We start from the raw sequence: 12,447 nt of genomic DNA, 5'->3' as shown, positions 1-12,447 counted from the left end.
CTCAGTGCCCCTGCAGGATGTGGAAGTTCTCGCCGAGCCTCTCGCGCAGCAGCCGGAGAGCGCGGTTGCTCTGCGACTTCACCGTGCCCTGGCTGCAGCCGAGCGCCTCGGCGGTCTGCTCGACACTCAGGTCGTCCCAGAACCGGAGTACGACGACCGCTCGCGCCCGGCGGGGGAGATCGGCCAGCGCGGCGAGCAGGGTGAGCCGGAGGTCGGTCGGGTCCGCTGCCCGGGCAGGGGCGGGCAACCTGCTGAGCTCGTGCTCACGCCGCCACTTGCGGCGGCCGTGCAGGTAGGTGCGGACCAGCGTCTTGGAGCTGTAGGCCTTGAGGTACTCCACCTCGGAAGCGCGCGGCCACGCGCGGTAGAGCTTGAGCAGCGTGGCCTGGACGAGGTCCTCGGCCTGATGCAGGTCTCCGGTCAGCAGGTAGGCCTGCCGGTACATCCGCTGCTGGTGGGTCGCCGCGTACTCGGCAAACCCCTGATCCCGTTCCATCCGGCCTCCTGGTCGCTCCTGACACCTACCTCAGAGCGCGCTGCCGCGGGAAAGGTTGGAATCAGTGGCTGAACCAGTCCGCGAGGATCTTCGTGTACGCCGGGCTGATGCCTTCCCGCGACCGGTCGGGTGTCCCTGGCCAGTGGCCGACGCCAGGCACCCGGACGCTCGCCACCCGCTCGTTGCCCGAGGTCGCGGCTGCGCGGCGCCAGACCTCGAGGGTCTCGGGGACGGGCAGGTTCGCCTCGTCGGCGCCGTGGATCAGCAGGACCGGGCAGCGCACGGTCGCGTAGAGCGGTTCGGAGTCGAAGTCGATCTCGTGCCAGACGGGCAGTTCCTCGCCCAGGTCGTCGGCCGTGACGCCGACCAGTTCGAACCACGGCTCGCCCGCCTGTCGCCGTAGCAGGTCGACGACCCGGTCGCGGTCGGCGGCTCCTCGGAGCAGGTCGGCCACCGCGTCACGAATCCCGACGGCCTGCCCCACCGCCTCCTCGTCGTACCCGGCCCGCCGGACCGACTCGGCGGTCGCGTGCCGCATCTGCTCCGCCGGGCTCACGCCGGAGCACCCGAGCAGCAGGAGGAACGCCGCATCCCGGTCACGAGCAGCCAACGCCGCGATCCACGTTCCCTGGCTGACACCCCAGAACCCGATCGGTACGTCGTACAGGCCGCGCAGTACGTCGTACGCCGCGACCGCCCCCGCCGCCTGGACGTCGAACGGAATGTCCACGTCGTCCCGGTCCCACGGCGCCCGCTCGAAGCTCAGCACCGCGATCCCCAGCGGCGCCACCGTCTCCGCCAGGTGCTCGAAGATCACCTGCCGGTACGACGAACTGCTCGACCCGTGCAGCGCGACGACCCCACCCCGCACGATCCCGTCGGCGGGCACGGTCAGCAACCCGGGACGCCCGTCGACCTCGACCTGCGAGGAGGAGATGCTCATGCGCCGGATGATCACACGCCTTCAGGTCAAAGCCGGGGAACGGGCCGAGCGAGGTCAGACGGCGCCGCTGTCCAGCCGGAGGCTGGTGGGCGGCACGGCAGCCTGTGTCTGCGGCAGCCCGCCGCGACCAGGCGTGATCGAGCCCAGCACCGACGCGTGCCGCGCGCCCGTGCAGCTGGGGACCGTGCCGGGCAGGCCGTGGATGGTCAGGAAGCCCAGGACGGCGAAGGCGTAGGCCTCCTTCGCGCCTGAGGCGAGGCCCAGTTCGTCGGTGCTGCGGAGCGGCAGACCGTCGCCGAGCTCCCACTCGAGCCGGTGCATCAGCGCGGGGTTGCGGATCCCGCCGCCGGCGGCGATCACCTCGGTGCCGCCGTACGCCTTGACCGCGTCGGCGACCGTCCGGGCGGTCAGGGCGGTCACCGTCGCGACCACGTCGTCGGGCTCGATCTCCGGCAGACCGCGCATCCGGTCGGCCAGGTAGGCGAGGTGGAAGAGCTCCTTGCCGGTGCTCTTCGGTGCCGGCCGCGCGTAGTACGGCTCGGCCGTCAACCGGTCGAAGAGCTCCGGGTGGATCCGTCCTCGCCCGGCCATCACACCGTCGGCGTCGAAGGCGAGCCGCCCAGCCGTCAGCTCACCGACGACCGCGTCGATCAGCGCGTTCGCCGGACCGGTGTCGAAGGCAACAGGATCCCCACCAGGCGGTACGACGGTGACGTTCGCGATCCCGCCCAGGTTCAGCGCGACCGGCGTCCCACCGCGCCCGCGCAACCACAGCACGTCGAACAGGCTGACCAGCGGCGCCCCCTGCCCGCCCGCCGCGACGTCCCGCGACCGCAGGTCCGACACGACGGTCGTCCCGGTCGCCTCCGCGATCCACGCCGGCTGCCCGATCTGCAGCGTCCCCTGCACCACACCCGAGTCGACCCAGTGGAACACCGTCTGCCCGTGCGAAACGATCAGGTCCGCCTGCCCGCCGCACAGCTGCTCGACCGCCTGCGCCGCGACCTCCGCGAACGCTTGCCCGACGCCCGTGTCCAGCCGGGTCACGGCCTCCAGCGACGTGCTTGCCGGAGGCAACGAAGCGGCGACTGCCGCCCGCAACGACGCGGAGTACGGCCGGCTCAGCATCCCGAGCGGCTGCAGCACCAGCTCGTCACCCTCGAACCGCAGGTCGGCCGCCGCCGCGTCGATCGCGTCGTACGACGTACCGGACATCAACCCGATGACACGCATCTCAGTCCCGCAACTCTCGCCGGTGGTCGTCCCCGCGCAACGTCAGCAGCGCGACCACGCTGATCGCGCACGTGATCATCACGTACCAGGCGGGGATGTCGATGTTCTTCGTCCGCTTGATCAGCTCGGTGATGATCAGCCCGGCGCACCCGGAGAAGACCGCGTTCGACAACGAGTACGCCAGCCCGAGCCCGGTGTAGCGCGCCCGGGTGGTGAACATCTCCGACAACATCGCCGGTCCCGGCCCGGCCATCAGCCCGACCACGAGCCCCGCGAGGAACACCGCGATCCCCTTCGCGGCGTTCGACGAGTCCTTGTCCTGCAGGAGATTCATCAACGGGAACGCCAGTACGACGACCAGCGCCGCCCCGGTCACCATCACCGGCCGCCGGCCGATGCGATCGCTGATCCATCCCGCGGGCATGATCGACAGCGCGAACCCGAGGTTCGCCAGCACGGTCGCGACCAGTGCCTGCTGGAACGTCGCGTTGAGCGTCGACTGCAGGTACGACGGCATCACCACCAGGAACGTGTACCCGGCCGCCGACCACCCCATCAACCGGCCGATGCCCAGGGCAATCGCCTTCGCGACCTCACCCTTCCCGGCCGGCTCCCGCTCCGGGGCCTCCTGCACCCGCGCGAAGTTCGGCGTCTCTTCCAGCCGAAGCCGCAGGAGCAACGCCACCAGCCCCAACGGCAACGCGAGGAGGAACGGCACCCGCCAGCCCCAGTCCTGCAACGCCTCCTCGCTCAACACGGTCGCCAGGATCGCCGCCAGCCCGGCTCCGACCAGCAGCCCGAGAGCGACGGTCAGCGACTGCCAAGCGCCGTACAGGCCACGCTTGTTCCGCGGGGCGAACTCGGTCATGATCGCGACCGCGCCGCCGAACTCACCACCGGCCGACAGCCCTTGCAGGGCGCGGACCAGCGTGAGCAACCAGGGCGCCGCCGCCCCGACCGTCGCGTACGTCGGCAGCAGGCCGATCAGCGTGGTCGACAGCGTCATCAGCAGCAGGACCAGGATCAGCGTCGGCCGCCGCCCGATCCGGTCGCCGACCCGGCCGAAGATCGCGGCACCGATCGGCCGGAAGAAGAACGCCAGCGCGAACGAGGCGTAGGTCTTGATCAGACTCTCCGCGTCGCTGGTCGAGGTGCTGCTGAAGAAGTTCGCCGCGATCACGGTGGCGAAGAAGCCGTACGCGCCGAACTCGTACCACTCGACGAAGTTGCCGACCGTCCCGGCCACCAACGACCGGCGGTGCCGCCGTCCGTCGACCGCCGGCGTCCCTGCTGAGCTGCTCATCGGGTCCTCTCCCGCTCGACCCCCGGTAAGTTTCCTCCCTCAGTACTGCCCATCTTCGTCTATTACTTCCCTCGCCGCGAGCTCGCCCCCGGAGCAACCTTCGGCGGCCCTACGGTGTCATAGCGGGCAACCCAGCCGGAAGGGACCCGATGGCCACCCGCGGTACCGACTTCGACGAGTTCGTCCGCGGCAGCTCGACCAGGCTGCTGCGCACGGCGGTACTGCTGACCGGTGACCGGCAGGCGGCCGAGGACCTGGTCCAGGAGATGTTCGAGCGCGTCTACGTGCGCTGGCGCTGGATCAGGGGCGCACCGGAGCCGTACGCCCGCCGTACGCTCACCAACCTCGTCGCGAACCGCTGGCGCCGTAGGAGCCGCAAGCCGGAGACCGCCCTGGCCGAGGGCTACGAGATCCCGACGCCGGACAGCACCGACCAGTACGCCGTACGCGACCAGCTGCTCACCGCGTTGCAGGAGCTGCCGCCGCGGCAGCGCGCAGTCGTGGTCCTGCGCTACTACGAGGACCTGACCGAGCTGCAGACCGCGGAGGCGCTCGGCTGCAGCGTCGGCACGGTCAAGAGCCAGACGTCCCGGGCTCTGAAGAAGCTCCGCGAGGCCACCGAACCCGCGATCCTGGAGGGACTGCGATGAGCGAGACCGATCTCAGGGAGCGCCTCACAGCGGGCGTCGCGGACGTCGAGGCTCCCACCGACCTGCTCGACCGCGTCCGCGCGGGCGGCTCACGGCGGCTCCGGAGGCGACAGCTCGGCGCGCTCGCGACCACGGCACTCGCGGCCGTGCTGGTCGCCGGCGTCGCGATCACGGCGCCCGGCGTACTGCGTGCTGACCGGCCGGAGGTCGCTGCCACGCCGTCCCGTGCGGAGCCGTACGCCCAGCTGACCACAGGCCCGACCCGAGGCGACCTGGCCGGTGACCGCCAGTACCTCAGCGAGATCCTTGCCGCCTGGAAGGCCTACACCGGCCCGACCGGCGAGCCCGTCCACGTCGACCTCCGCGGCAGCGAGCCGCACGTCGCCTGGGCCGGCCGGACTCCGGGCGGCCGGGCCGCGATCATCGCCCAGCGGGGGTACCTGGCCCACCCAGGGGACCTCCCGCCCAGGAGCGAAGGCACCCGCCACACGATGCTCGGCTTCTTCGCCGACGGCGCGGACGGCCGGCCGACGCTGATCAAGGAGGCCGGCCCGGGCATCGGCGCGATCGGCGGCCTGATGGTCGGCGATGCCGCGCACCGCACACTCGTGGTGATCGACGACGGTACGCCGACCGGCCTGTCGACCAGGCGCGACTACCTGGCGGACGGGACCAGCCGCCACCGGTACGACCCGCTGACGTTCAAGGACGGGGTCAGCATCACGATGCTGCCCGCCGGGACGGACCCGGACGCCGTACGGGTCAAGCAGCTCGCACCGGGCTCTGTCCCGCTGGCGCTGATGGGCACCGGCACGGTGGACGGCGAACGCATCCCCGAGCACCGCCTCTGGCCCGGCAAGGACAAGGAGAGCTGGCCGATGACCGCCGCGGGCGGCGACCTGCGCACCGCGGCCCACCAGGTCTTCGCCGCGGCCACCGGCAAGGTCCGCGACCAGGACGCCTACTCGTTCGCGACCTCTACCTGGGCCGCGTACGGCGTCACGCCGAACGGCTCCCGCCTGATCCTGGGCGAGATGGCCCTCGACCGCGACCCGACCCGGAGCTACGCCATCCTGACCCGTCCCGGCGGCCGCCTGACCGTCGTTCCCGGCGGCGAGCCGGACCGCATGTCGGACCTCCCGGTCAAGGTGAAGCTTCCCGACGGCCAGGGCTGGGCGGTCGCGTCGCGCGGTGCGCAGCTCGACTACCGCCTGTCCGGCGGGAGCTGGAAGGGCCTGCGGACGAACGCCCTGCTCGTCCCTGCGGCGGCCGTCCAGGTCCGGGTCCGGCTGAACGGCGATCAGCAGGTCGTCCCGCTGCACTGAGCTCACCCTCCGCGCATGCCTTGACACAGCCCGCACGGCGCCTGATGATCGGGGAGCTATACCGGTTTATCTCCCTCCGTACCCGCCCTGAAAGAGGTAGAGATGAAGGACGAGCTCATGCGCCGCAGGACCCTGCTGTCACTGGTCGCGGCGACCGGCGCCGCGGTCGCGACCGGCGTACCGCTGACCGCCTCGGCCGCGGAGTGCAAGCCGCGCGCGAAGGCCGGCCCGGTCTCGGTCGCCTACGTCGAGGTCAACAACAACAGCATGCTGAACGTCGGCAAGTACACGCTCGCAGGAGGCGGCGCCCAGGTCTTCGACGTCGCCGTCATCTTCGCGGCGAACATCAACTACGACGGCTCGAAGGCGTACCTGCACTTCAACGAGAACGTGCAGCGCGTGCTCGACAACGTCGCGACCGAGGTCAGACCCCTGCAGCAGAAGGGGATCAAGGTCCTGCTGTCGGTCCTCGGCAACCACCAGGGCGCCGGCTTCGCCAACTTCCCGTCGCAGGCCGCCGCGAACGCCTTCGCCCAGGAGCTGGCCGACGCGGTCAACCGCTACGGGCTGGACGGCATCGACTTCGACGACGAGTACGCCGACTACGGCGTCAACGGCACTCCGCAGCCGAACGCCGGCTCGTTCGTCTACCTGGTCCAGGCGCTGCGCCAGAAGCTGCCGAACAAGCTGATCACCCTGTACGACATCGGCCCCGCCGCCGCCCGCCTGAGCTACAACGGCCAGAGCGTCGCCGAGACCTTCAACTACGCCTGGAACCCGTACTACGGCACGTGGTCGGTGCCGCGCGGCCCGAGCGCGAAGTCCAAGCTCTCCCCGGCCGCCGTCCAGATCAACGCCTCGTCCAACGCCGCCAGCCTGGCGACCCGCACCAAGAACGAGGGCTACGGCGTCTTCCTCACCTACGACCTCGGCGCCGGCGACGCCAGCAGCTACATCTCCGGCTTCACCAACCCGCTCTACGGCAGCAACACGGTCTACACGCCGTAACAGCTCCGCACCACCCCCATCGGCCACCAGGGACTCTGCCTGGTGGCCGATGTCGCTTTGCCTTCGTTACCGGCGGGTATATACTCGAAGTTACTCGTGGGTAAAGTGAAGCGAAGAGGTTAAGGGGAACCCCTGTGAGCCACTACAAGTCGAATCTGCGCGACATCGAGTTCAACCTGCTCGAGGTGCTGGGCCGCGGCGACGTGCTCGGGCAGGGCCCGTACGCCGAGATGGACGTCGACACCGCCCGGGACGTGCTGGCCCAGGTCGACCGGCTGGCCAAGAACGAGCTGGCCGCGTCCTTCGAGGACTCCGACCGCAACCCGCCGGTCTACGACCCCGCGACCCACGAGGTCCGGATGCCGGAGTCGTTCGCCAAGAGCTTCCACGCCTACATGGACGCTGAGTGGTGGCGCCTCGAGCTCCCGCCGGAGCTGGGCGGCCAGCCGACCCCGCCCTCGCTGCGCTGGGCCGCGGCCGAGATGGTGCTCGGCGCCAACCCCGCCGTCCACATCTACGCCGCCGGACCGAACTTCGCCCACGTGCTGTGGCGTAACGGCACCGACCGCGACAAGTTGATCGCGCAGCACATGATCGACCGCGGCTGGGGCGCGACGATGGTGCTGACCGAGCCGGACGCCGGCTCCGACGTCGGCGCGGGGCGGTCCAAGGCGACGCTGCAGGACGACGGCACCTGGCACATCGAGGGCGTCAAGCGGTTCATCACCTCGGGCGAGCACGACATGACCGAGAACATCGTGCACCTGGTGCTGGCCCGTCCGCAGGGCGTCGACGGTGCCGGCGGTCCGGGGACGAAGGGGCTGAGCCTGTTCGTCGTACCGAAGTACGACTTCGACCTGGAGACCGGCGAGCTGACCGGGGAGCGCAACGGCGCCTTCGTGACGAACGTCGAGAAGAAGATGGGCATCAAGGTCTCCACCACCTGCGAGATCACCTTCGGCGAGAACACCCCGGCCAAGGGCTACCTGCTCGGCGAGGTGCACAACGGCATCGCGCAGATGTTCCAGGTCATCGAGTACGCCCGGATGATGGTCGGCACCAAGGCCATCGCGACCCTGTCGACCGGCTACCTGAACGCGCTCGAGTACGCCAAGGAGCGGGTCCAGGGCGCCGACCTGACCAACGCCGCGAAGACCGCGCCGCGGGTCACCATCACCCACCACCCCGACGTACGGCGTTCGCTGCTGACGCAGAAGTCGTACGCCGAGGCGCTGCGCGCGCTGGTGCTGTTCACGGCGACGTACCAGGACCGCGCCGAGCAGGCCCGGTACGCCGGGGAGCACGACGAACTGGCCGAGCGGGTCAACGACCTGCTGCTACCGCTGGTCAAGGGCTACGGCTCGGAGAAGTCGTGGACGCTGCTCGGCACCGAGTCGCTGCAGACCTTCGGCGGCTCCGGCTTCCTGCAGGACTACCCGATCGAGCAGTACGTCCGGGACGCCAAGATCGACACCCTGTACGAGGGCACCACCGCGATCCAGGGCCAGGACCTGTTCTTCCGCAAGATCATCAAGGACCAGGGCCAGGCGCTCGGTCACCTGGCAGAGCAGATCCAGGGCTTCGTCGCCTCCGAGGCCGGCAACGGCCGCCTCAAGGAGGAGCGCGGCCTGCTGGCCAAGGGCCTCGAGGACACCAACAAGATCCTCGGCGTGATGGGCCAGGCGTTGATGGCGAGCAACCCGCAGGCCGAGAACGGCGACCCGCGCAACATCTACAAGGTCGGCCTGAACACCTCGCGGCTGCTCTACGTGCTCGGCGACGTGGTCTGCTCCTGGCTGATGCTGCGGCAGGCCGAGGTCGCGCTCGAGCGCCTCGGCGGGGAGCTGTCCCCGGCCGACCAGGACTTCTACACCGGCAAGGTCGCCGCGGCGCAGTGGTTCGTCCGGTCCACGATGCCGACCGTGCGCGCCGAGCGGATCAAGGCCGAGCTGACCGACCTCGACGTGATGGACCTGCCCGAGACCGCTTTCTGAGGTGCCCCAGGGCAGATCCTGATCTGCCCTGGTGGGCGCCGCCGTTGTGTAGCAACGTTTTCGCCCTGAGTGATTGGCGTCCCTGGCTCGGTCTCCCCTGTCCCCGCCAGGGCCGCCGTCTCTCGGAACCGGAAGGCGCCGGTTCACGTCAGTGCAGGCGTGAAGGCATCCCGTCGTCGTAAGGTGAGCGCGATGTCCGCCCGTCTCCGCGTCCTGGCCGTGCTGCTCGCCGTCCTGGCGTTCCTCCCGGCCGGCCCCGCGCACGCCGCCCCGCCCGACCTCTCGGACCAGATCGCCGCTGCCTGGCGTACGGACCGGATCTTCGTCGACCCGGCGCTGCGACCGGCCTTCCCGAAGGCCGAGCTGGACCGGATCCGGACCGCCTCGACAGCCTCCGGCCTGCAGGTGTACGTCGCGCTGCTGCCGCGGACACCGTCCGTGCGCGAGATCTACTTCGACCTGCCGACGCTGCTCCAGGCACGGGTCGGTCAGCCGGGCCTCTACCTGGTCTGGACCGTTTCGGACGACTACTGGAGCGGCAGTCAGGAGCTGTTCCGGCCGGCCGGGCTGAAGGGCCGCGACCTGACCAGCGTGCAGCTGGACGACGAGCACGACAACGACATCGTCAACACCCGCCCGGCGCCGAAGATCGTCCGCACGATCCAGCAGGCCGCGACGGCGTACGACGGCCGCGCGCTCCCGGAGATCCCGAAGGACGATCTGGAGGAGCCGTACGTACCGCGGAAGGGCCCGTCGACCACCGACAAGGAGGACCGGTCGGTCTTCGTCGGGATGGGCATCGGCGGTCTGATCGGCTTCCTGCTCGTGCTGATCCTGGTGCTGCGCCGGCGCGGGCGCGTTACCGGGCGTGGGAAGGCCGCGCGCTCCACCGGCAAGGGCAAGCCGGGTCGCGCCGCGGTCAAACAATCCCCGCCGGTCGCCGAGATCAACCTGAAGCGCGTTCGGTCCCAGGCCGATCGCTGGATCCCCAAAGCCAACCGCGCCCTGCGGAGCCTGGAGAAGCGGCCGGACCTGACCCGCGCACAGCTCGACCAGCGCGACGACGCCCGGCTCCGGCTGGACGCCGCCCGGACCCTGCGCAAGGCCGAGCCGGACGACGTGCTCGCGCTGGCCGGCGCGTTCGTGCTCGCCCGCCAGGCCCATCAAGTTGCTAGCGGCAACGACCTGCTGCGGCCGTGCTTCTTCGACCCGACCCACCCGTCCGGCACCAGTACGGCGTCCTGGTCGGACGACACCGACGTGCCTGCCTGCCGGACCTGCGCGGAGACGGTCAGCGACGGCGAGACGCCGTACGGGCTGCGCGTGACGCCGGGGAACGGGTTGCTCAGCGGCGTCCGGGCCGCGGAGCCGTACTGGACGCTCGACCCGGAGAACCCGATGGTGGCGACGGGCTTCGGTGCGCTGTCGGACGACCTGACCGAGCGGGTCGAGCGGGTCTACGGGGGTGTCCGATGACGTCGCTGTCGCGCCGGGCGGGCCTCCTGCTGCTCGCCGTCGCCGCACTGGCTGTAGGCCTGCCCGTGAACGCCTGGAGCGTGCCGGCCGATCCCCGGGTCAGCGCGGCCGTGACGGGCTGGAAGGAGCAGCCGGTGTACGTCGATCCCCAGTACGCCGAGGAGGTCGGTGCGGCCCAGGTCGAGAAGATGCTGGCCCGGATCGCCACCGCGCCGGTGCCGGTGTACGTGGCCGTCGTACCGACCGGGTCGTGGTTCCAGGAGAAGGGGGACACCGCGCTGCTGGCCGGCTGGATGGCGGTCGCGAACGGCAAGCCCGGGATGTACCTGGTGGTCGACGACAGCATCACCTACGGGGTCGACCACCTGATCAAGGCGTCCGGGCCGGGACGCGTCTACGGGAAGTCGGCCAAGGATCCGGCGGCACAGCTCAGCGAGTACCTCGACGGCATCAGGACGAGCGACCGGTACGAGGCCGAGCCCGCCCGGACGACGCCGCTGCCGCCGCGGGAGGACCGGACCTACCCGCCGGAGAAGTTCACCGTGGGCAAGGCGATCTCGAACGGCCTGGGCGGCGCGATGCTCGGTCTGATGGGCGGCGCGCTGCTGGCCGGGCTGGTACTGGGAATGGCGGCTCTGGTCGCCCGACGAGGTGGAGGACGGTCGTGAAGGCCAGGTACGCGTTGACGGCAGTCGTGGCGGTGGTGCTCTCGCTGGCCGCCGTACCGGCGGGAGCCCGGACCACCCAGACACCGGCCGAGCGGGCGCGTGAGATCGCGACCGCGCTGACCAAGGACCCGGTGTACATCGACCCGGCGTACCAGGGCGGCCTGCCGGAGAACCTGCGGGCCGATCTGCGGACGAAGGCGTCGGCGCTCGGCTTCGCGACGTACACGATCATCCTGCCGCTGACCACGAGCGACGCGTTCCAGGGCAAGGAGACCAACGTCCTCACGCTGGTGATGGACGCGCTGAAGAAGCCCGGCCTGTACGTCGTGGTGGAAGGCGGCGGGCGGTTCCCGTACTTCAAGGCGAAGGACCTGCCGCAGTTCACCGAGGACAACGACCAGCTGAACAACGCGCGGGAGCACGCGCTGGAGGACACCGGGTACGACGCCGGGCCGACCGAGACGGTCGCCAAGTTCTACGAACTGCTGGCCGGGCCGGCCCTCGGGCCGGTCGACACCAAGAAGCCGGTGCGGCCGCCGGTGTCGTCGCGGACCGACGATGACGATGACGAGGACTCCGACGACTCCAACGGCGCGACGGTGTTCCTGATCGTGATCGCGTCGATCGCGGCGCTGGTGGTGCTCGGGCTGGTGATCGGGTTGCGGGGGCGTCGGCCGGGACGGCGGGAGAAGGCGTTCAGCATTCCGCCGCACGTCGCGCAGACCGTCGCTGCCGAGCGGCGTCGCCGGCTGACCCGGGAGACGACGGCCGAGCTGACCACGCTCGGGTCGGAGCTCGCCGCACTGCCGTCGACGGCTGGTCAGGGGCTGGCACACCAGCAGGCTGCGCTGGACGCGCACCACGCGGCCGGGAAGGTGCTGGACTCCTCGCAGGACCTGGTCGACTTGGTCGGCGCGATGGTGCTGCTCGACCAGGCCCGGCGCGAGTACGACCAGGCGGTCGCGATCTCGCAGGACCGCAAGGTGGTCGTCGTACCGGGGTTGTGTGCGTTCAACCCCTTGCACGGCAGGGCTTCCGGGCGCCCGACGCAGGTCGAGAGCGACGGTACGACGGTGGCGCTGCCGCTGTGCGCGGAGTGCCGGCGGGCGCTGAAGTCCGGGACCGCGCCGAAGTCGCTGCCCGGCGACGACGGGCCGTACTGGCACGGGGACGACCTGTGGGCGCGGACGTTCTTCGGGAACCTGACCGACGACCTGCCGGCCGCGGTGATGCGGGGTCAGCACAAACCCTGATTCTGCGGGCTGTCCTGAGCGGTCCCTGAGGAGGTGTTCAGGGGTTGCTGGGGGTCGGCGCCTGATCCTGCGGGCCGTCGTACGGACCTACTGTCGTC

At 70.6% G+C, this 12,447-nt stretch carries 11 protein-coding genes; 7 read left to right on the top strand and 4 right to left on the bottom strand.

What is annotated here, in order from left to right:
• Window position 1: 1 nt before the first annotated feature.
• The 4 genes from ACLQ2O_RS04275 to ACLQ2O_RS04260 all read right to left on the bottom strand — a co-directional run bounded on the left by ACLQ2O_RS04275 (window position 2) and on the right by ACLQ2O_RS04260 (window position 3,975).
• On the bottom strand, window positions 2-496 hold the full coding sequence (locus tag ACLQ2O_RS04275; protein ID WP_425827366.1) for a SigE family RNA polymerase sigma factor: 495 nt from the start codon (window positions 494-496) through the stop codon (window positions 2-4).
• Between the two features lie 61 nt (window positions 497-557).
• On the bottom strand, window positions 558-1,439 hold the full coding sequence (locus ACLQ2O_RS04270; RefSeq protein WP_425827364.1) for an alpha/beta hydrolase family protein: 882 nt from the start codon (window positions 1,437-1,439) through the stop codon (window positions 558-560).
• A gap of 54 nt (window positions 1,440-1,493) precedes the next feature.
• Window positions 1,494-2,672 (bottom strand): anhydro-N-acetylmuramic acid kinase, encoded by a 1,179-nt coding sequence (locus ACLQ2O_RS04265; RefSeq protein WP_425827362.1) that lies wholly within the window; start codon window positions 2,670-2,672, stop codon window positions 1,494-1,496.
• 1 nt (window position 2,673) lies between these two features.
• A complete protein-coding gene (locus ACLQ2O_RS04260) occupies window positions 2,674-3,975 on the bottom strand; it encodes an MFS transporter (protein ID WP_425827360.1) in 1,302 nt (433 codons plus the stop codon).
• 149 nt (window positions 3,976-4,124) lie between these two features.
• Here ACLQ2O_RS04260 and ACLQ2O_RS04255 point away from each other — a divergent pair, with 149 nt between their 5' ends.
• The 7 genes from ACLQ2O_RS04255 (at window position 4,125) to ACLQ2O_RS04225 (ending at window position 12,349) form a co-directional block, all read left to right on the top strand.
• Window positions 4,125-4,625 (top strand): SigE family RNA polymerase sigma factor, encoded by a 501-nt coding sequence (locus ACLQ2O_RS04255; protein ID WP_425827358.1) that lies wholly within the window; start codon window positions 4,125-4,127, stop codon window positions 4,623-4,625.
• Window positions 4,622-5,950 (top strand): hypothetical protein, encoded by a 1,329-nt coding sequence (locus ACLQ2O_RS04250; protein WP_425827356.1) that lies wholly within the window; start codon window positions 4,622-4,624, stop codon window positions 5,948-5,950. Before ACLQ2O_RS04255 ends, ACLQ2O_RS04250 begins: the two co-directional genes overlap by 4 nt.
• Window positions 5,951-6,052: 102 nt before the next feature.
• Window positions 6,053-6,958: an endo-beta-N-acetylglucosaminidase H gene (locus ACLQ2O_RS04245; RefSeq protein ID WP_425827354.1), complete on the top strand. Its 906-nt coding sequence runs from the start codon at window positions 6,053-6,055 to the stop codon at window positions 6,956-6,958.
• A 134-nt stretch (window positions 6,959-7,092) separates the two neighbouring features.
• On the top strand, window positions 7,093-8,952 hold the full coding sequence (locus ACLQ2O_RS04240; protein WP_425827352.1) for an acyl-CoA dehydrogenase: 1,860 nt from the start codon (window positions 7,093-7,095) through the stop codon (window positions 8,950-8,952).
• A 192-nt stretch (window positions 8,953-9,144) separates the two neighbouring features.
• Window positions 9,145-10,428: a hypothetical protein gene (locus ACLQ2O_RS04235; protein ID WP_425827350.1), complete on the top strand. Its 1,284-nt coding sequence runs from the start codon at window positions 9,145-9,147 to the stop codon at window positions 10,426-10,428.
• The gene (locus ACLQ2O_RS04230) at window positions 10,425-11,096 is read left to right on the top strand and encodes a hypothetical protein (RefSeq protein ID WP_425827348.1); all 672 of its coding nucleotides are present in this window, start codon (window positions 10,425-10,427) and stop codon (window positions 11,094-11,096) included. Before ACLQ2O_RS04235 ends, ACLQ2O_RS04230 begins: the two co-directional genes overlap by 4 nt.
• Window positions 11,093-12,349 (top strand): hypothetical protein, encoded by a 1,257-nt coding sequence (locus ACLQ2O_RS04225; protein WP_425827346.1) that lies wholly within the window; start codon window positions 11,093-11,095, stop codon window positions 12,347-12,349. Before ACLQ2O_RS04230 ends, ACLQ2O_RS04225 begins: the two co-directional genes overlap by 4 nt.
• The last annotated feature ends 98 nt before the right edge of the window (window positions 12,350-12,447 follow it).

Origin of the sequence: Kribbella sp. DT2 (assembly GCF_049844575.1) — a bacterium.
GTDB lineage: Bacteria > Actinomycetota > Actinomycetes > Propionibacteriales > Kribbellaceae > Kribbella.
The sequence above is the reverse complement of the archived record's forward strand: the minus strand, read 5'-3'. Positions and strand labels throughout refer to the sequence as shown.